We start from the raw sequence: 20,718 nt of genomic DNA on the forward strand, positions 1-20,718 counted from the left end.
CAAATAGAATGTAAGTATCCGAATATAGATGAATTCTATGCAGGCTACGGTCGATCCCATATCCTTGCTCTATGCAGGAACCAGGGAAGTACGATCTGAATCTTCTGCGGGTCTTCGTACTTGTCTATGAGACGCGCAGCGTGACCGACGCCGCGGAGATTCTGGCCATCAGCCAACCGTCCGTGAGCTACGCGTTGTCGAAGCTGCGCAAACTCTTCAGCGACCCGCTCTTTCACCGGGGGCCCAAGGGTCTGGAGGCAACGCCAACGGCCATCGGCCTCTACCCGGAGCTGAGCCAATCCCTCCGGACAATTGACTCGGCGGTGCAGGGCATTTCCGAATTCGACCCGGCGACGACCTCCCACCGGTTCCGCCTCATGATGACGGACCTCGGTCTTATGGCGTTGTTCCCCTACATCGTCGCGGCCATCCTTGAAGCCGCGCCGAATGTTCGGATTGACGTCATACCGTTGGACATCTCGCAGCTCCACGAGAGGCTAAGGCGCAACGAGATTGATGCCGCGATCGGGATCCCTGCCCTCCACGAGAGCGACGTACTGGGAGAGCTCCTCATGGACATGCCCTACGTAGGCGTCTGTGCAGCGACACATCCGCGCATCTCGAACAGCCCGTCACTGGAGGAGATCGCAGCTGAAAAGCATGTCGTCGTCTCGAGTGCACTGGGACACGAGCATGTGGTCCATCGTCTGGCCGAGCTGGGCGTCCGTGACTCAGTCACCGTTACTCTCCCAAGCTTTGCAGTGGTGGCGCAGACTCTTGCCGTTACCGAGCACGTCAGCGTCGTACCCAAAGCCCTCGCCGACATCATTGAGTCACACGGACTGGTCCGGCAGTTCGACCTCCCGTTCACCCTTGAACCCGGCCGCGTCACCCTTTACACCTATCGTCGCGACGTTGCGTCGCCCCCGGTGGACTGGCTTCGGGGAGTCATCGCGACGTCGCTGAGACAGTACCCGTATCCGAAGTACGTCACCGAAGAAACGTCGTCGAAGCGAGCGGGCTGAAGTTTCCATGTTGGCTAGATTGGCCTGCTGCTTGCGGTTTCGTGGTTTGGTCATGTGATTGCTTGCCGAAAAGTTCATGGTCGGCGTTGCGGGCTGCGCAGAATGGCCAATTTTGGGGTGTGCACAATGTGCACACCCTGGGCTCCAGATCGGGTCGGACTGGTGGCGGACTGTACCGGATTCCGCATGTTTCCGGGGGAGCGCAGTGTTTGCAGGGGCTGGAATGCAGTTCGAGTCCCACCTCGGGCACTACGTTTTCCTTCGTCAGAGGCGATTTTGCTTTGACGTGTTGACAAAGCTTGTGGTCGCGTCGCTCGGACGGCTGGTGTGCGGGCTGTGGCCTGGCCGCCGCGGTGGCCTGTTCAGGTGTGTGGGGTGACGGGTTCAAGACCCTGGCTAGTGGGGGTGGCTTGTGAAAAAGTGAAATATCCGACGCTAGGGTTTTGCGGGGCGTCGTAGTGGCCTGTATTTGCCGGGTTTGATGTGGTTGGCGCGGGGCCAGGTGTAGTCGCCGGTGAGGTTGATGTGTTCCCAACCCAGCGGTGAGAGGAACCGCAAGAGGTCCGGGTTGATTTCACTGCCGTTGCTGGTCAGGGTGGCAACTGTACGGTCCAGGTAGACCGTGTTCCAGAGGACGATGGCTGCGGTGAGAAGGTTCAGCCCGCTGGCGCGGTAGCGTTGCTGCTCGAAGGATCGGTCGCGGATTTCGCCGAGCCGGTTGAAGAACACGGCCCGGGCGAGGGTGTTCCGGGCTTCGCCCTTGTTCAGGCCTGCGGTGACTTTGCGGCGCAGGCTGGGGTCCTGGAGCCAGTCCAGCAGGAAGAGGGTCCGTTCAAGTCTGCCCAGTTCCCGCAGGGCGAGGGCGAGCCCGTTCTGGCGGGGGTAGGCGCCGAGTTTGCGCATCATCAGGGACGCGGTTACGGTGCCGGTTTTGATGGACGCGGCCAGGCGGAGGATCTCGTCCCAGTGCAGGGCGATCGTTGTGGTGTTAATGCTCCCGCCGATCAGCGGGGCCAATGCCGACAGTCCGGGATCGTTGGTGGGTGTGTAGAGGCGGGTGTCACCGATGTTGCGGATTCGTGGTGCGAACCGGTAGCCGAGCAGGTGCATGAGGGCGAAGAGATGGTCCGTGAATCCGGCGGTGTCGGTGTAGTGTTCCTGGATTTGCAGTTCAGACTCGTGATAGAGCAGACCGTCCAGGACGTAGGTCGCGTCGCGGTCTCCGACGTTGACGAGTTTGCTGTGGAAGGGCGAGTACTGGTCCGAGACGTGCGTGTAGACGAGCCGGCCGGGTTCGGCACCGTACTTGGGGTTCACGTGCCCGGTGGACTCGGCTTTGCTGCCGGCCCGGAAGCGCTGCCCGTCAGAGGACGAGGTGGTCCCGTCTCCCCATTGTGCGGCAAAGGGGTGGCCGTGCTGGGTGTTCACGAGTTCCGCCAGCGCGGCGCTGTAGGTTTCGTCCCGGATGTACGAGGCTTGGTGGTGGTTCAGCTGGGCGTAGCTGACGCCCGTGCAGGATTCGGCCATTTTCGTCAGACCCAGGTTGATCCCGTCAGCGAGGATGGCGGTGAGCAGGAGCTGCCTGTCCTTGGACGGCTGGCCGGATTTAAGGCTGGTGAAGTGGCGGGTGAATCCGGTCCAGGTATCTACTTCCATCAGCAGGTCGGTGATCCGGATTCGCGGGAACATGGCGCTTGTTGGTCGATCAGTGGCTGCGCGTGCGCGGGGACGATCGTCTCCAAAGGGGTGATTTTCACACCTTTCTCGGTGACCAGCACCCCGGGGAGTTCGTCGCGGGCGGCGAGGTTGTTGACTTCCTGCAGCCGCTTCTGAAGAAGGGCAAGCCTGCCCTCGAGGTACTGGATGCTTCCGTCGGTGGTGATCAGAGGCAGCTTCCCGGAGTTCTTTATCCCGGTGTAGTCATCGCCGGCAACAAGGTAGTCATCGAAGTCGCGGAACTGACGTGATCCGGCGACCCACATGTCCCCGGAACGCAGGGCATTCTTCAGTTCCGCGAGGGCACAGAACTCGTAGAAGCCCCGGTGGAAGCCGTCGTCGGTGAAGACCAGCGGCTTCCACCGTGGCCTGATGAACGAGGTGGGTGCATCCTCCGGGATCCTTCTGGCGCCGTTGGTGTTCAGGGCTCGGATGAGGTTGATCGCGGCCAGCAAGTCCTGTGCCGCGGGGGCTGCGTGGAGGTCAAGGACGCCAAGGAACGCCGGCGTATAGCGGCGCAGCGTGGTGAAGTGCGCGCTGACGAGGGCCAGATGATCTTCGAAGGCCGGCCGGGTTAGTTCCTTCGCCTGGGCGATGCTTGTCGCCAGGGATTCCCAACCGATGGCGGTTTCGATCGCGGCGAAGGGGTCTTCGCCGTTTTCCTTGGCCGCGAAAAGGGCGTCACCGAGCCTTGAGTGCATACGCATCATGGCTGTGACTGTGGAACGGGACGCAAGCGTGTCCTGGTTCTGTTTGTTCTGCGCTGTCCGGATGAGCCGGCCAATGATCCTGTCGTGCAGCTCGATGATTTCGTCGGTGACGGTTGCCATGCTTTCCACTGCCACGGCAAAGAGGGTCGCGTATCGGCGTGCGGGTTCGAACCTGGCCAGATCCGCCGCGGTCATCGCTGCACCCTCCCGGGCAAGCTTCAGCAGCCTGTTCCGGTGAACCAGCCGGCCCGCCGCCCACGGGAGATCAAGGGCACGCCAGGCAGTAAGCCGGTCAATGTGCTCGTTCATCGACCGTGCGTTGGCGCGCAGCGGTGCCTGCCGCAGCCAGCCGATTTGAGTCGATGAACTCTCAGGGCGACGGAGAAGCAACCCGTCCAGGTGTTTTTGGTGCTCTACCGAGAGGTGGCCTCCCAGGGTGGCGTAAATGTTCCGGTTCGCCTTAGTCAGGGCCTGTGCGCAGGCCCGTTCAATGACGCTGACGCCAGGCAGAGCGACCCTCCTTGTCCGCAGGAAGTCCCTGGCGCTTTCGACCAGGAGCAGGCCCTTGTCTGTTTGCGCAGCCACATTGCCCACGTGCTCCACAAGCTGGCGGAAGTCTGCAATTCCGAACGCTGACATGCCCAGATACGCGCGAATCTCTCTTCCGTGCTCCTGCCGCGTTTCCTCACGTTCCCCGTAGTCTGTCCATGCATCAGGCGAAACGGCCAGACGGGAAGCCAGCCAGGAAAGCAGTTCAGGCGCGACTTCGGTGTCTTCGGCCAGCGCGATACCCGGGTGACGCAGCAGACCCAGCTGGATGGCAAAGCCCAACCTGTTCGCGTCCCCGCGGCGTTGCCGGATCAACGAAATATCCGCCTCGCTGAGCGTGTAGTGGGCTGCAATGTCCTCTGCTCTAGTGGGTATTGCCAGAATCTGGCTACGCTCGGCAGCCGTGAGCAAAGAACGCAGAGCCACGTCAGAAGTCCTTATCTACGACGCCACCGTGTCCCGCGGACATGCTGCCGTTCTGCTGCGGCGCGCAAGGCCCGTCGTTCATGGTTTGGCGAGGTGTCGGTAGATGGTGGGCCGGGTGACGCCGAATTCCTGGGCGATGTGTTCGACCGTGTGTGCACGCTTGCCGTCGGGCCCCTTTTCTTCATACATTTCCCGCGCCAGCCTGACCTGGCGGGGGCCTAGTTTTGGTTTCTGCCCGCCGGTCCGGCCCCGCGCACGGGCCGCGGCGAGCCCGTCACGGGTCCGTTCGGACATCAGGGCGTGTTCGAACTCGGCGATCGAGCCGAGGATCTGGAAGAACATCCGACCGATGGCTGTGGAGGTATCGATGCCCTGGTCCAGGACGACCAAGTCCACACCGCGTTCCTGCAGCGTCTTGGACAGGTCGATGAGGTTCTCCAGCGACCGGCCGAGCCGGTCGAGCTTGGTAACGACAATCTGATCCCCTGCCCTGTTGGCCGAGAGCAGGGCCTTGTCCAGTTCGGCCCTGCGTGCCAGCTTTCCTGAGGCCATGTCGAGGAAGATCTGCTCGCAACCGGCCGCAGTCAGGGCGTCATGCTGGGCTTCGGGGTGCTGATCGCGGGTAGAGACCCGTCCGTATCCAACTCGCATCACCAAAACGTATCACTAACCCCGCTAAGCATTACACAGGCACGTACACGGGAAGCACTACAAAACTTGCCACGTGGTTGTGAGGTTCGATGTCAGTTTCAGAAGTCGTCTGCACGGGATGTCAGAAGTCCTCTGCACGCAGCGGGACTTCGGTGCCAGGCCGCGCGCCCGAAGGCACCCGGTGCTCCGGCGTTCTACATAGTGTCAAGCTTGTGACAATTGCATTCAAACGGTGGTCAAGCGGTCACTCTATGTGACTGATGGACGGGAGTAAGAAGGCCCGGAAAATGGCGCCCGACGTGGCCGGTCCGGCACTAAAAACCGCAGCACTTCAAGGGCCGGAACGGCCCCGTAAGGTGGTTCCCACGGAGACGCGCCGGTGCCCGAAAGTGTGTCATCCGACGGCATTCGCCGCAGCTGACATGCGGAAAGTTTTTCAACTCTATGGAAAAAAGGCAGCTGAGGTATTGCCTTTTGGGAGTCGGGTCGCAGATGATCATCGTGTGCTCACTGGGGAGCGCGAGTTGCTCACTGGGGAGCACATTGAATTGGGGGCGCAGCATGGCTGCTTTACGGTCTCTTTTGTCAGGTCTCGTTCTTTCCGCGGTTGTTCTCACGGGCCTCGCCGTGCCTTCATTCGCGGTGACTGAAGCGCCGGTCAAGGTTCAGCCACCGGGCCGGGCCCCGGCCAGCGCACTGCCCCGGGGAGCGGGTGTGGAAGCCGCGGCCGCCCCGGCGCTGGGGATGGCGCCGATGGTTTTGCCGCCGGCGTCGGGTCCGGACGGGATCAAGTCGGGGAACCGGTCCGCGGCGTCGATGGTGACGCGGCACCTGACGGACAGGACGGCCATTTCGTGGAACCCGACGAACGGCAACATGGTCCTGGCCGGGCAGCTGCTGCACATCAAGGGGGCCGGCCGGGATCTGGGCATCGGCTGGCGGTACAACTCCCTCAACGATGCACGCCCGACGCTGTCCGTGGGAGCCTCCGAAGCGGCGGTGACCGTCGGTGCGGACAGTTCCGTGTCCTACACGGCGCCGGATGGCGGGACATACAAGTTCGTCCCGGCCGGCGCCGGGGCCTGGACGATGCCTCCGGGGCTGAACGCGACCATCACCAATTTCACCTCAACGGCGGTGACGATCCGTTTCAACGACACCGGGTTCAGCAACGAGTACGCGAAGGTCGGGTCGGTGTTTCGGCTCGTGTCCGAGAACGACCAGAACGCCACGGCGCCGAACAAGATCACCTATACCTACGACGCCGCGGGCCTGCTGACCACGATCACCGACACCATCGGCGGCCGTCCAGTCACCTTCGCCTACGATGATCCGAACAACCCGGAGCAGCCCTCCCAGATCCATGATGACGCCGAGGTGCGGGATATCTGGTTCGAATACAACGGACCCGGCGGGGCGATGTCCGAGATCACCGATGCCAACGGTGAGGTCATGATCTTTGGGTACGGGGCTCCGAGCAACCGGATCACCACGATCACCGACGACTCCAACATCGTCACGACCTTGGCGTACGACGCCACGTCGAAAAAGCTCGTCCAGGCCAAATACGCCACCGGCAAACCCGTCCAGAGCATCTACGGCTACAGTTACCCGTCCGGAACGCTCTCCAAGGGAACGGATCCGCTGAACCGTGACACGAACTACGAGTTCAACGCCTCCGGGCAGGTCACCAAAATCACCGACGCGCTCGGGCACACCACGCAGGGGAGCTTCGACGGGCACGACAACCGGCTCACTTCCCTAAACGGGCTGGGCAACACGACAACCTACGCGTACAACGCGAACAACTCCCTGACGAAGGTCACCAACCCTGCCGGAGGGTCCGCGGGCGCGGAAACGACGTTCGCGTACCCGTCAAACACCGGCAATCCGCTCTCGAACTACCAGCCCACCTCATCGATCAGCAGCGAGAACCAGACCACCGCCTACAGCTACGACGCGGCCACTAACAACCGGTACCAGACCACCACCCCGGGCGCCGGGGGCGGGGCCGGCGGGACCCCGAAGCTGAACTACCAGGGCGACGCTGCCGGCACGACCTGCGGGGCGAAGAAGGGCCAGGTCTGCAAGTCCACCGACGGGAACGGCAACGTCACCAGCTACACCTACGGGGCCCTGGGCATGCCGACGACCATCACGTACCCCGCCCCGCTCGGGGCGGTCACGAACGCCTACTACGACTCGGGGAGGCTGCTGAGCTCCACCGACGGCAAAGGCCAGGTCACCGACTACTACTACGACGATAACGACCGGCTGGTCGAGATCAACAAGGGCGTCAATTGCGCCAGCAAGTGTGTCTCCTACGATTACGACGGGCGCGGAAACCTGCTCGAACGCAAGGACGATTCCGGGATCACCACCTACACCTATGACGCGCAGAACCGGCCCACGTCCAAAACCGCCGGCGGGGTCACGACCTCGGTCACCTACGACGCAGCCTCCAATGTCACCAGCTTCACCGACCCGACCGGGACCGTCAATTACAAGTACGACGCCGCGAACCGGCTCGTGTCCCTGGCCGAACCCGGCGGGTCCTGCCCCGCGACCCCGGTGTTCCCGAACAGCACCAAATGCACCGGATTCGGCTACGACAACGCCGACCGCCGCACTACCACGACCTACCCCAACGGTGTGAAGAACACCACCGTCTACGACGGCGCCGGCAGGACCACCTCCATCACCGCGACCAACACCAGCGCGGCCGTCCTGGCCAAGCGGGCCTACACCTTCACCACCAACGGGACCAAAGACGGGGCATTGCGCAAAACCGTCACCGACCAGGCAGGCGCCGTCACCACCTACACCTACGACGAGGTCAACCGCCTCACCTCCGCTGCCATCACCGGCAGCACTGAGACCTGGGCCTACGACAAAAACGGCAACCGAACCCTGGACACCAAGACCGGGACCGCCAACGTGTACAACGCCTACAACGGAGCAGACCAGCTCTGCTGGTCCGGGGCCAGCGCCGGGACCTGCGCCACACCCCCGACCGGGGCAACAACCTATGCCTACGACGCCAACGGCAACACCACCACCGCCGGAACAACGACCCAGGCGTACAACGTCTTTGACCAGTTCACCGCCAACACCAACGGCGGGACCACCAACTACACCTACGCCGGGCCGCGGAACGACGAACGGCTCACCGCCGGGGCCACCGCGTTCCTCAACGGCTCCCTCGGCACCACCCGCCAAACCACCGGCGGGGCCAGCACCTCGTTTATCCGGGACCCGGACGGTACGCTCATCAGCATGCGCACCAGCAGCGGGGCCAGCTACTACTACACCACCGACGCGCTCGGCTCGACCATCCTGCTGACCGACAGCACCCAGGCCCCGGCCGCGGCCTACGCCTACGACTCCTGGGGCCAAACGACCACCGCCACAGGAACCCAGTCAGCCACCAACCCCTGGACCTACGCCGGCGGATACAACGACACCACCAGCAACCGCATCAAATTCGGCGCCCGCTACTACAACCCCTTCCGCGGCCGCTTCACTCAACCCGACCCATCAGGCCAAGAACAAAACCGCTACCTCTATGCAGGGGCAAATCCTGTAAACAGTAGCGATCCAAGCGGGCTATTCTTTGCCTGCGGAGATCTTGTCTGTCCCGATCCGACATACTATTCTCCGAACTTCGGAACTGGCGGGCCCCCGGATCAGATGACGGGGGGATGCAAACTAGGCTTCGGGATCGCGATGACATCCATATTTTTGCCCGGCATTGATCTCTGGGCTTTCGGAGTTCTTTTCCTTACTCCCTTTACGTGCTGACACCCCCGATACCGCTCGAAAAAGGACCCCAAATGAAGCCCTTCAATCCCCCTCGGGTAACGCTCATCTGGCTATCGTTGCTAGTAATATTCTGGGGCGTACTTGGTGTCGTTACTCTAACTACGCAGGGGGAAACCTGGAAGGCTGTACTCCAACTTGCACTAGGAGCACTTTGCCTTCTGGGGCTGGTGGTCGGCACAATCAACAGGAAGCGAAAGGCCGGGAAGTGATAGCGGAATTAGCCGGGCACCGATTTACGGAGGGGTTAGACCCCTCATTTGCCCCGCAGCCCGCGGCTTTCTCCGTCCCTGCTGGCCTGACCTCCAGTGGTGGGTCCCGGAGGGCCGGTGAGGGCGACGCAACGTTACAGGATTGGCGGGCCCTCGGCGCCTACCACAGCTGCAGCTGCCTGTGCGGCGGCCCTCCCGGACCTGGGTTAAAGCAAAGTGACCGGGAGCTGTGCCGCTCCGGGTCACCGAGCGCTTCCGTTAGGTGGTGAAGCGAGCCGGATGAGGTATTCGAGGCATCAGTTTCTTCACTGTGGTCTCCCTAGGCCAAGGACGATCGCCCTTCGGCAAATGGCTAGCAGGACAGTAACTTTCGGCCGTCGGGACGCAGTTCTCCGGCGGGTGATACATGCCGGTAGAGGGTCTGGCGGGTGATGCCGAGCTCGGTGCAAAGTTCGCTGACCTTCGTGGTGGGTTGCCCCATTGATGCCACGGCGAGCCGGAGTTTTGCTGGGGTCATCTTGTAAGGGCGCCCGCCATTGCGGCCACGTGCCCGCGCAGAGGCGAGGCCGGCGAGGGTGCGTTCGGAGATGAGCTCCCGTTCGAATTCGGCGAGGGCGGCGAAGATTCCGAAGACGAGTTTGCCGGAGGCGGTGGTGGTGTCGATGGCGGCGCCTTGGCCGGTGAGGACTTTCAGTCCGATGCCGCGTTCGGTGAGGTCGTGGACGATGTTGACCAGGTGGCGGAGATCCCGGCCGAGCCGGTCGAGCTTCCACACCATCAATGTGTCTCCGGCCCGCAGGGACTTCAGGCACGAGACCAGTTCGGGCCGGTCCTCGCGCTTACCCGACGCCTTGTCCTCATACAGCTGTCCCGGCCCGACGCCCTCCGCCGTCAGCGCGTCGCGCTGCAGGTCCGTCGCCTGGGACCCGTCGGCTTTTGAGACGCGCATATATCCGACCAGCACAGCAGCTCCCTATGTCACTTATACGTTCGTTTAAGTGACAACGGGATTGCAAATCAGAGCGGATGCAAAATATGTCACTTAACCCGTTATTTATTCTAAGTCATGCAAAGGGTGATTGGTTCTCTGTTTGTGACAGAAAGTCGAGGGGTATCTGAAGCTCGGCGAAGGTTTGCCGGAGGCCGCGCAGGGATTGGTCACTGCGGCATCCGTACCGTGCGAAGTCGAAGAGGTGCTGCGCTACGAGCGGGTCTTCTTTGGCTGCTGCGATGCAGGCGTCCAGTGCGTCGGCTGCCTGTTTCAAGAGCTCATCGAGGGTCGGTCTTTCTTGAGCGCCGGCGCGTGCTGTCAGTGTGCTAGGCGGGGTTCCGTCGCTGATCCGGGGGTTTGGTTCGGGCCTGAGGAGGTGTGCGGAGGTTCCCAGGGCGGTCAGTGAGCCGGCTTCGATCATTTCCATCGCGGCGGCGGCTGCTTCGAGCAGTTGCTGCTGTCTGCTCCAGTGGAGGGTCTCGAAGGGTTGCCACGACTGCAGGCCGGCCCGGAAGGGGTGTCCGCAGTGTTTCCAGACACGGCGGACGTCGTCCAGTTGCCGGCCGTATCGTCCCTGGGCTGTGGTGAGTTCGTCCAGGAGGGTCCGCAGCAGCCGGAACCAGGTGCCGGCGTGAACCGGATACCGGGGCAGGTCAACGGATCCGGTGGTTATCGCCTGCCATGTGCGCCGGTCCATGAGGGACAACGGCTCCGGCAGGGGCCGCTGGTCATCGGCGGGAGTTGCCCACAGGATGTAGTCAGGAGGGTGTCCTTCGTAGGTTTCGAGTCGGCGCCCGTGGACCGGGCAGCTGGCCATGAGCGGCAATTGCCAGAAGAGCAGTAGCGTCGGGCTGGATTCCAGGCAGTCCGGGCAGCCCCGCCGCGTCCCGGTTTCCGGCAGCCATGGCAGCCACTTCCGCGGGGTGTAGATAGTGCGCCGCTTGGGCGGCAGGAGCACCGAGAGCTGGTGCACATAGGTTTCGTAAGCGTCGGGGGCAGGGTCGAGGCTGTCGAAGAGCCATGGCACCCATCCGGCCATTGTCATGGCGTTTACGCGGTGTTGGTCAAGACCTGTGCGTTTGGCGAGCTCTTCGAGCAGGTCCGTCGGCGGGTTCAGATCGAGCTCGGGGTCGCTGAGTTCCCGGTGGCCGAGGCCGTGTTCGAGCAGTTCGGAGGAGTATATGCCGTAGCTGGCGGCAATCCGCCGCAGCCAGGAGGACAACGATTCCGTTTCTGCCGGCGCCGGGTGCAAGGGCCAGCGTTCCGGCGGTCTCATCTGAGTTCGCGTTCGAACTTCCGGCGCCGGACGCTGGGACCGTCATATTCGGCCAGGGTCAGCGTCCGGTGGTTGATGGCTTCTTCGCCGCTGTCCACTGCGGCTACTGCGGCTTCGGTCAGGAGCGATGTGAGCTCCCCGATAGTGCCCTCGCTGCGGGTCAGGAGGTAGCGGGCCATGTCATCGGTCCCCAGATTCGAGCGCGTACGCAGCGGGAAGGAGGAGCCGAAGCTGGCCAGCAGAGATAGCAGGTCGGCATCGGCTTCCCATAAGGGCAGCGTCACGGGCTCAAACCGGTTTTCGAGCTGGTCATCGGAGCGGATCGCAAGATAGGCCTCACGGGTCCCGACCCCCACCAGCGGGATCCGCAGTTCGTTTCCCAGGAAGCGCAGCAGATTCAGGAATTCGCGCCGGACATCGGCGCGGCCGGACAGCACATTATGCAGTTCGTCAATCACCAGGATCCGCACACCGACGCGCCGCAGCACAGCGAGGGTGAGCTGTTCCAGGTCAGCTACGCGCCGGCGCGGTCCCGGGGGCGCACCGAGCGCGGCGAGGACGGCCGTGTAGAACCGCGGGACGGACGGTTCGGAGGGCATCTGGACACACAGCACTGGGATGTGTTCCCGGTCCGCCGTGGAGTGTGCCGGGTGCTGGCGGTGGAACCGTTCAATGATCATGGACTTGCCGTTGTTGGTCGGTCCGATCAGCAGGAGGTTAGGCATGCGTTGTTTGCCGGGCCAGTCATAGAGTGTTTCGAGCCGGGTGAGAGTCTGCACGGCCCGGGGGTAGCCGATCCAGCGGTCCGCCCGAATGCGCCGGATCCGTTCCTCCGCCGGCAGGCGCGCCATAGCCTGCGCCCAGGGCTGTAGATGGGACAGATCCGGCGGCGGGTAGTCATCGATGTTCACCACTGCTCGACCTCTTCAAAAGGACGGGCTGCCGCCTCGTCATTCGTGGGCGGGAGCATTTCATCAGGTGGAGCCGACGGGTTCATCGCGGGTCCGGAGGCCTGGAGGTGGCGCCGCCGTTGCAGGTCCCGGCGTGATCTGCGGGTTTCTTTTTGGGCCGTGGCGGTGATCTCGCGCATCTGATCCATCATGCGGAACAGTGCTTCCTCGTTGACCTGGTCATGTCCCTGTTGACGGAGCCGCGCCAGTGCCTGCCGGTGTTCCCACAACGTCACCGCCGGGTGGGAAACGGTGCGGTATGGGACTTCCACATAGGCCGTTCCTTCCGGTTCCAGCACCCAGACCCTGCTGATGTCCCGCGGATCCCGCCGGATGATGAATTTTTCCTCCCGCTCCCGCCGTGCGATCCAGGGTTTGAGCACGTTCGCGAAGTAGTGGACGTGGTCGATGACGAAACCGGTACGGGTGATTCGGCGCCGGATGACAGGCAGGAAATCGACGAGAAACGCGGCGGGATGCGCAACGACAGGCTGCGCACCGAACTCTTTCACGCCCTCGTCCCAGCGCCCGGCGGGTGTCTGGTTCAGGGATCCGTGGACGCTGCCGTGGTAGCCGGCGACAGCCAAGGCCAGCCAGCTTTCCAGCTCCGTCAAGGTCAGGGCGGACATTTTGTCGGCATCGTAACTGCCCCGCTGTCCCGGGTTCGAGAAAGTCGTCCCGGGAAGTTCATGGACCCGCTGCATCACCGTTCCGACAATACGCTCCACTATGCCGCCGTAGTGCGGGCGCCCAAGTGGCCGGTAATTGAGATTGATACCGTGCTGCTCGCACCCGCGGCGCAACGCCGCGCTCTTAAATTCCGAAGCGTTGTCTAAATAGAGTGCGCAGGGTTTGCCGCTCATCGGCCAGGCCGCGTCCACGCCCAGGGCTTCCAGCCAGGGCCGCTTGTCACATGCCATGTGCGCGATGCACAAGCCAACCGACACCGCAGACGGTGCCTCCAGGGTCACGACCATTCCCAGAATGCACCGGCTGTAAACCTCGATGGCCACCGTCAGGTAGGGCCGGCCGATGGGCTGCCGGTCCCGGTCATCGACGATGATCAGGTCAATCACGGTGTGGTCGATCTGGACCTGGTCCAACGGGGCCACGATGTCCGGCACCTTTCCGCCGGCCGACTGCAGAGGCCGGGCGGCGTCGCTGCCCTCACGCCTGCGCCTGACTTCCACCGGGTGCAGCGCCTCGATCCGGTGGGCGACAGTATTCCTTGCCGGCACGGCCAACCCCAGCGTCTTGCATTCGCGCATGATTTGGCGGTGCACAACCGCCAGGGACGGCTTTTGCTTCGTCAGGTAAGTCTTCCGGACGACTTCACGAATTACGGCCTCCACAGGCTCCGGCAGGCGCCCGCCTCCCCGGCCGCCGGCGGACCGGCCCGGGGCCAGGTCCGTCAGCAGACCGGTGCCCTTTCGGCGCCGGCCGATCAGGGTGTAGACCTGCCGTCTCGACAATCCCAACTCTTCGGCCGCGCTGTCCGCCGCCGCGTGGGTGACCGTGGTCATGGCCGCCAAAGGCGCAATGACCTCGTCCTGCCGGCGCAGGCGCTCCCACGCCTCATCCGACATGCCCAGCAGGCCCCGCTCCAAGATCTGCGGGTCATCCGATGTCATGACTGGCGCCGACGGTGCAGACGACTCTTGACCATAATTCAGGCTAGTGCAGGCAACTTCTGATGGAAATGCCGACAGTGCAGATGACTTCTGACAAACGGATGTCAACAGTCCCGTGCACCCGGGCCATGCTTCCGCATGAAGTGGTGCAGGCAACTTCTGAAACCGACATTCGATACACATTCCCGGGAGTGTCTCGCGAACGAACGTTACCCGACACAGCTTAGACATTGTCAATTTTCGAAAGTCGTTTCACGGAGTGGTAGGAGTCGTACCCACTCTTTGGGGCATCACCCGTAGTTTCGATCGATGCGCTGACAGATAGCGCTGCGAGCACTGCCGTTTGGAGCAGAGGAACTGTTGAAATAATGGAAAACGGGCGCATAGGGCTTCTGGGCAGTCCAACGCCGCCAACAGTACCCGCGCCGTCTAGCAGCCGCATGAACTGGCAGACAAGACATGACAAGCGAGCTACTCGATGGTAGATTCGCCTGCATGACAGCCTGTCAAGCAAATTTGACAGAAACTGAATAATGTCATGCCATCAAATGAGCTAGTTGAATTGGGGCAACTGTGCAAAGAATCGAACTTGATGGATTTACCTACGTTCGTTCAGTCATATCTTCGGATACAGTGATCTTCCTATCTGATTTGATCCACGAAATGGTGATCAATCGGAGTCCGAACGTGCAATTTGTCCAAGATGAGAAGCTGATACCTCGGAAGGCCAAAGACGTTCACCTTCACTATCCTGAGATTTTTTCCAACGGTCGCTTAGACAATGCGGTTGGTATCGCAAAATCGTATTTTGACACGAATGAAGTCACTCTCTTCGCCTCTACGGCTTGGCTTAAACCCGCAGGTGGGACCCCCAAACCACCACATCAAGATGCCGCGCACTGGACCCACGTTATTCCTACCGACTTCTTGACGGTATGGATTGCGCTTGATCCGTCGACAGTGGACAACGGAGGAGTGCACTATCTGCCGATGGGCGGAGACAGGACATTACGCAGGCACGTAAGGGGAGACGTAGATTATGTTCTCGACACTCCAGTGCAGAAGGCGCTCGGCCTCACCGAGGACCTCCAGCCTGGTGATGCATCGGTGCACACGGGCTTCGCTATCCATTGGTCAGAACCGAATACCAGCACCAGGCCCCGTCGCGGCTTAGCCTTGGCCTTCGCTCATCCTGATATAGATTCCTCCGATCACCCCGGAATGTTCGATTCATTCCTCCGCCTCTAATGAAGAATCAACTCGATACCGTCATTGGAACGAGCAGGCTAGATGAGGCAGAGAGTCTGCGAGCCTACATCGCGTTTGTCCTGGGAATGCAGCCTCAGAGCCTGCTAGACATCGGGTTCGGTCACGGAGAACTACTCAAAGCAGCGGATGAGCGCGGTATTCGCAGTTACGGGATTGATGTGAATGACGGACCGCACCCCCTTTTGCAGGGGTCCGGGGTGAAGACCTTCAGAGCAAATGCCGAGAACCCCGGCGGTCCCAGCAATTCGTTCGATTTCGTGACTATTCGACATACCCTTCATCATCTGCCTTCCCCACGTCGATGCCTTGAGGAAGCAAGAAGGCTCGCCAGAGCACTGATCATTGTCTCCGAGGTCCAGTGGGATATGAGCAAACCGGAAAATGCTTTGGCGTCGAATATCGACCACTGGCATAAGAAAGTGGACCGTCACCTTGGCGTATTTCATGAGAACCCTTTAGAAATCGAGGAGATACTTAATCTTGGCCAATCGGTAGGGATGGCACCTGTGACACGTGTCAGATTTACCGGGGTAATGAAGGCCGACAATCACACGATCGCTTCACAGCTCTCATCTCGACTGTCCGGTTTGGATGAGCACCCCGACCTTCAAAGTGAAGGACTGATGCTACTGGAAATGTCCCGTCATGAAGAGACAGCAAGCCGCATTTCCGAGACAGTAGTTTTCAGAAAAGATCAGACCGAAAGGAGGGAATAGTGGAAAAGACTCAGGAAGTAATTGACGAAAAGATCGAAGTACTTGAATTTGAGCCGGTGGAAGAAAGCTACTTGGCCATCACCTCACCTGCTGTCCAGATCAGCTAGTCAGATCATCAAGAAGACGGCGCAATGTTAACGCATGTGCTGGGTTGCCAGCCTTTGGCGACCCAGCACATGCGTCGAACGGAGAAGAATGAAACTCTTAACTTCTGAAAATGAGCTCTACAGTGCGATCCCCTCTGAGCTCAGGGCCGAGGAACTTCGCGGCAACATGAATCGTCTCCTCATCAGTGATCTCAAGAAGTACCTGTTTGCCGCCAAGAAGCTGTATCCCGAGATGGTTGACTCTGCCCTCGGCGATATCGCCAAGCTTGATCCGTCCAGACGTATCAATCCGATGTATTTCACGCTTCTATGGCAACTGACTTACGGACAGCGCGAACGAAACTTCGGGCTTGTAGGCTCGGCTCTTGGCAAGCTGTGCATGATTCCCGACGACCAAAAGCACTTCGACGGGTTCCGGCATGAAAATCTTCAGTGGGACACGCTGGATAACGAGATCTATGCCTTCCTTGCAGGCCCCGACGGCCCTAGATCAAGGGAGGGAAACCTGCCCGAAATTCAGAAACTCACGCCCTCGGAACTTGTCGCGGGAGAGGACTGGTTGACCAACTCCATCGAAGCGATGAGGGTCCTTGATCCTCAATTGGCCATTGAGTTCGACGCATTTGTTGCCCAGATACGACTCTTCAAGGGTCATACAGCGCGAGGGATTACGAGCCCCCGGTGCTGGGGTGCGATCTTGTTGCGGGTTCCTGACCCTGGGCTGGAGCGGGACGAGCCCATCATGTACTTCCTCGATCATGTGACGCATGAGACCAGCCACATCTTGCTTCATGCGATCATGGCCACTGATCCGCTGATTATGAACGGTTTCGAGGGTAGGTTCAGTGCGCCCATCAGGTGGGATCCGCGACCTCTGTACGGTATCTTCCACGCCATGTTCGTTCTGAGCAGGATTTCTCGAATGCTTCATCGCTACGCATTGGCCGAGAACCGGCCGGCCCTTTTCGACGCCCGCGATACCGCCATGAAGCGCTTTTGGCACGGATACGACACCATTACGAAGAACGCCAACTTGACCGAAGCCGGCGTTCAGGTCCGTGAGTCCTGCGCCAACATGGTTCGAGGATTGGTCTAGCGAACTTTATGATCACTTCATTGGATGACCTTGCCCGTGCAGTGCCGGTCACACGAACTCATCATGCTTTGTCCATCGGGCCAGAATGGCATCTGGTTAGACATGCCACACGACTGCATGTGCAAGGTCATCCCTTGACCGTCATCGGTTTTGGTTGTTCACGCAACCTGTCTCAGGCTGAGCAAAGCTCCCTGTGGGAGTTTCGCGAGCGACTTTTGAGTATTCGCTGGGTTACGGAGGCTAACGACTCTATAGTCGTTCCACGAAGGATCGCATCTCAGGACCCGGTATTCCCTGGCATGCGCAGGTCCGAGCTGCTCCCAGATCGCTGGCAGACGACAAAATCCGGTCTGCACAAGGCTAACGGGCTGGCTATCCATGCCGATCGCAGCGCATCAGAGCATGCTGCTATTCGGGAAATCGTGGAGCGTGCGGCGCTCTTTAGGCTTTGGTACTCCTCGGAGGTGTTTAAGCTTGAGTTTCAGGAGTCACTCGCCCTGCCTGGAAGTCTTACTCTTTCGTCCTACTGGGGACTTGTCGGCACTGATGATTACCTTTGCATAAGCGTCATCGAAGGAGAAGACGTCTTCGTCATTGGCTCAGCGATTCGCGATCTCCTCGAACCCGCTCTGGAACATTCACAGGCCGAGGCGTTAATGGTAGCTGAGGGTGTCATCGGAAAAATGGAATCTCCGTATGTGAAGGCTTCATCGACTACAAAGTTGGGTAGTCTGTCGGGACCGCTAGCAAAGGATCGCCGCAGGTACTTTGCCGAGCTCGTCGAACGCTGCACAGAATCCACCGCCCCAAGGCGTCTTGAATTCTCAAGAGACGACATTCTGTTGTACCCCCTTATCTCCTGGGAGGGCGCTTATCTTACTCGGGCCATTATTGACCGGGGAAACTTGTCAGTTCCGCTAAACGGCGTACCGGTCAACGTCCCCGTGGATCCCTTTGTCTGAGGACCTGATCTGTGCTCAATACTTATAAGACTCTCCTTCGAAACCGGAACACGCGTTTCATCATCACAGCATCCTTTGTGAACTCTTTCGGCTCGGGGCTGTTTAATGCGGTGGTAGTCCTCTTCGGCATTAGCCGTACAGATTCAGCAGTATCCGTGACGCTTGGCCTGACTTCCGGCGCGATCGGTGCTGTCTTGCTGACACCTTTGAGCGCGAAGGCTGTAAGGCGCTATGGTGCACGACCATTGGTCGTTCATCTGGCACTACTACGCGCCCTGATTTGTTTCCTGATGGTACTGCTGCCCGGTTCTGTATTTTCGGTTCTGTTGGCCCTGCATGTCGTTCTAGAGAGATTCACCTATCCAGGGTCCCAAGGCGTCTTGAACTATGTTGCGGAGGGAGAACATCGGAGCGCAACCCTGTCCCTCCGCCAGCTCATCAACACGCTGGGCCTGGCACTTGGCGCATGGTGCGCTGCAGCGACTCAGTTGAGCGCCGTAACCGTGTCCCCTCTTTTGTTGATCGTTCTCAACGGTGTTTCCTTTATCTTGAACGCCTTCATGTACCGATGCATCACGATGCCATTGCAGCCAATGGAAGTGCGCGAACTCTCTAGGAATAAGACGAAGGCACCTATCGGTCTTATCGTCGTCTCCTTGTCACTAGCAATAATCATGTCCGGTGGAGCTGTGGTTACCTACGGATTGCCGCTCATTGCGCTGGGCAACCTGGAGTCCCTACAGGAAATCGTCCCTCTCACTATTGCCATTGACGTCAGCATCGGGGCGCTCATCTTCGCTTTCGTTACCCCCCACATACGCTCAATACAGTCCGCGGCATGGATTTTTGCATGCAGCGCAGCCCTCTGCATCACAGGTGTCATTGCGTTCGGTTCCGCCGTTGCCGCCGGAAAGATAAGTCCCGAGCTTGCAGTCGGGGTTACGGTTGTTCTCTCCGCCTGCATCGCTTTGGCCAGTTTCTCAGCCTACTTTTTGTTTTCCTCACCCGAGGATTCCACCCGTGAACCTCGCTATATGGCTGCCTTCGGACTGTCTGGAACCATGACACGCCTGGTGTACCCGACCTTTGTTGCCTTCGTGGTTTCCAGCCACCAAAACGCAGTGATAATGGCTGCATGTTTCATGGTCTTAGCTGCAGTCATTGCTTCATTGGGGATGAAGCAGATTGTGAATGCATCTCTATGATCTGCCCGGTCTCACCTACGACCAGGCAGGGTGTCTGCAAAGTGGTTGGCGGGGGAGCTGCTGCCTTAAAGCGTGAGACGATCCGGGGCTGGCTGTTGGGACTTGGATGATCGGTCACACCACAGACGCTGGGCCATGTGGTTAAAGTATTCGGCTTCATCCCTGATCACGGACTCCCATTCCTGGTGGGCGTCCACGTCGTAAGAAAGATCTCGGAGAGGTACGAGGGCCTGCTCCACGATGTAGCCGTTCAGCCGCCTTTGCTCCCACCACTACGACGGTCCCAAGACCTTAGCGTCGGATATTTCACTTTTTCACAAGCCACCCCTAGTGGGCCTTCCGGCTGCTGCGACTGGGGTTATGCGGTACCTCGTTCCGGTTCTGTCGAGTTGGTCGTGGGTGGCCAACACCTATTCATGGTTCTTGGCGGCGTTCACGACATGACGTTGCCAGATTCGCTGTACTTCTATCTTGGAAAGCTGCTCCTGGACGTTTGCTCGGTAGTAGGCGGCCATGTTTGTCTGGCCAAGCGGGGTGTTGACACTGTCAACGATTACGTCATACGTATTTGGCTGCCGTGACGGCCAGCAGGCGTTCCACTCATAGAGCCGCTAATCCACGGCGTCGCGAAGACGACTTTGAAAATACGCAGGGCTTCCTAGACGGCGCCTGATAGGTCAACGTTCCAACGTTTGAGCCGGATGGCTTCATGCAGGGCTGGTGTTTCTCGGATGTAGGGTGCGAGGCCTCCGGGCTAATCCTGTGTTGAAGGACCCGTTCGATCGGTGCTTGGTGCGCTGCGGCCATCGGACTAACCTGAAGGGAAGACAGGGGCAAGTTCCCTGTTATGGATTACTGAGGGTCCCGCGGCCAGGCGCTGCGGGGCCTTCAGCCGTTTAACTGCGAGTGCCAGAAGACCGATCTCAATCTTGTCGGTCATTGCCTGCTCACCCTTCGTAAGAAACTACGTGCCCGGACTGCGGGAGTAGGCATGTTCTCTGGTGACCTAGCCGTACCTTTTGGCTGCCTGGACAACCTTAAGGGGACCTTCCACTATGAGCCGAAGCGCTAATTGACCCGCGCGAAGTACCCGCCGACCTCACCGAGGCGGTTGCGGGCGGCAAAGACAGAGCCTGGATCCAGGTCGGAGGTCCACACGGACTTCAGGTCGCCCGACTTGAGTTCGCCCTTGTCCGGCAGCGTTTGACTCGATCATGAACTGTATGGCGAAGCCCACTTCGCAGTCGCCGTTGGGCTGATCCCGACGAAGTCGTCAGGGCGCTGACGTATGTCGGGTGCAGGTGGAAAAACCAGTGGGAGTTGCGCGGCCAGGACGGCAGTGAGGTCATCGAGAAGACCATTACACTGACGTCTGGACCGGCCTGACCACAGGTGATGTCGGTTTGG

12 protein-coding genes and 1 pseudogene are annotated in these 20,718 nt (G+C 60.3%); 7 read left to right on the top strand and 6 right to left on the bottom strand.

The window, feature by feature from the left end; all coding sequences use genetic code 11:
- The first annotated feature begins 71 nt into the window (after window positions 1–71).
- Window positions 72–1,025 carry a LysR family transcriptional regulator gene (locus tag NQJ30_RS04755; protein WP_255768595.1) on the top strand — a complete coding sequence of 318 codons (954 nt, stop codon included), beginning with the start codon at window positions 72–74 and terminating at the stop codon, window positions 1,023–1,025.
- 435 nt (window positions 1,026–1,460) lie between these two features.
- Here NQJ30_RS04755 and NQJ30_RS04760 read toward each other — a convergent pair.
- Window positions 1,461–4,426, bottom strand: a pseudogene (locus tag NQJ30_RS04760) (Tn3 family transposase).
- 78 nt (window positions 4,427–4,504) lie between these two features.
- Window positions 4,505–5,077 carry a recombinase family protein gene (locus NQJ30_RS04765; RefSeq protein ID WP_255768596.1) on the bottom strand — a complete coding sequence of 191 codons (573 nt, stop codon included), beginning with the start codon at window positions 5,075–5,077 and terminating at the stop codon, window positions 4,505–4,507.
- Between the two features lie 627 nt (window positions 5,078–5,704).
- Between NQJ30_RS04765 and NQJ30_RS04770 the strand changes: the two genes are divergently transcribed.
- Window positions 5,705–8,878 (top strand): RHS repeat-associated core domain-containing protein, encoded by a 3,174-nt coding sequence (locus NQJ30_RS04770; protein ID WP_255768597.1) that lies wholly within the window; start codon window positions 5,705–5,707, stop codon window positions 8,876–8,878.
- Window positions 8,879–9,460: 582 nt separating this feature from the next.
- Here the strand turns inward: NQJ30_RS04770 and NQJ30_RS04775 are convergent.
- The 4 genes from NQJ30_RS04775 to NQJ30_RS04790 form a co-directional block, all read right to left on the bottom strand.
- Window positions 9,461–10,072, bottom strand: coding sequence for a recombinase family protein (locus NQJ30_RS04775; protein ID WP_255768598.1), 612 nt, complete (start codon window positions 10,070–10,072; stop codon window positions 9,461–9,463).
- Between the two features lie 100 nt (window positions 10,073–10,172).
- Window positions 10,173–11,375, bottom strand: a complete 1,203-nt coding sequence (locus tag NQJ30_RS04780) for a TniQ family protein (protein WP_255768599.1) — start codon at window positions 11,373–11,375, stop codon at window positions 10,173–10,175.
- A complete protein-coding gene (locus tag NQJ30_RS04785; protein WP_441339088.1) occupies window positions 11,372–12,289 on the bottom strand; it encodes a TniB family NTP-binding protein in 918 nt (305 codons plus the stop codon). The genes NQJ30_RS04780 and NQJ30_RS04785 overlap by 4 nt, the downstream gene beginning before the upstream one ends.
- Window positions 12,283–13,956, bottom strand: a complete 1,674-nt coding sequence (locus tag NQJ30_RS04790; protein ID WP_255768600.1) for a Mu transposase C-terminal domain-containing protein — start codon at window positions 13,954–13,956, stop codon at window positions 12,283–12,285. The genes NQJ30_RS04785 and NQJ30_RS04790 overlap by 7 nt, the downstream gene beginning before the upstream one ends.
- Before the next feature lie 573 nt (window positions 13,957–14,529).
- On the opposite strand from NQJ30_RS04790, the gene NQJ30_RS04795 reads away from it, so the two are divergent.
- The 5 genes from NQJ30_RS04795 to NQJ30_RS04815 all read left to right on the top strand — a co-directional run bounded on the left by NQJ30_RS04795 (window position 14,530) and on the right by NQJ30_RS04815 (window position 19,311).
- Window positions 14,530–15,204 (top strand): phytanoyl-CoA dioxygenase family protein, encoded by a 675-nt coding sequence (locus NQJ30_RS04795; RefSeq protein WP_255768601.1) that lies wholly within the window; start codon window positions 14,530–14,532, stop codon window positions 15,202–15,204.
- Complete coding sequence (locus NQJ30_RS04800) at window positions 15,204–15,941, top strand: class I SAM-dependent methyltransferase (RefSeq protein ID WP_255768602.1); 738 nt, start codon at window positions 15,204–15,206, stop codon at window positions 15,939–15,941. The genes NQJ30_RS04795 and NQJ30_RS04800 overlap by 1 nt, the downstream gene beginning before the upstream one ends.
- Window positions 15,942–16,136: 195 nt before the next feature.
- Window positions 16,137–17,144, top strand: a complete 1,008-nt coding sequence (locus NQJ30_RS04805) for an aKG-HExxH-type peptide beta-hydroxylase (RefSeq protein WP_255768603.1) — start codon at window positions 16,137–16,139, stop codon at window positions 17,142–17,144.
- Window positions 17,145–17,278: 134 nt separating this feature from the next.
- Window positions 17,279–18,106, top strand: coding sequence for a hypothetical protein (locus NQJ30_RS04810; RefSeq protein ID WP_255768604.1), 828 nt, complete (start codon window positions 17,279–17,281; stop codon window positions 18,104–18,106).
- Window positions 18,107–18,117: 11 nt separating this feature from the next.
- A complete protein-coding gene (locus NQJ30_RS04815; RefSeq protein ID WP_255768605.1) occupies window positions 18,118–19,311 on the top strand; it encodes a hypothetical protein in 1,194 nt (397 codons plus the stop codon).
- Window positions 19,312–20,718: the final 1,407 nt, after the last annotated feature.

Source organism: Pseudarthrobacter sulfonivorans, from assembly GCF_024391045.1.
GTDB classification, from domain to species: domain Bacteria; phylum Actinomycetota; class Actinomycetes; order Actinomycetales; family Micrococcaceae; genus Arthrobacter; species Arthrobacter sulfonivorans_B.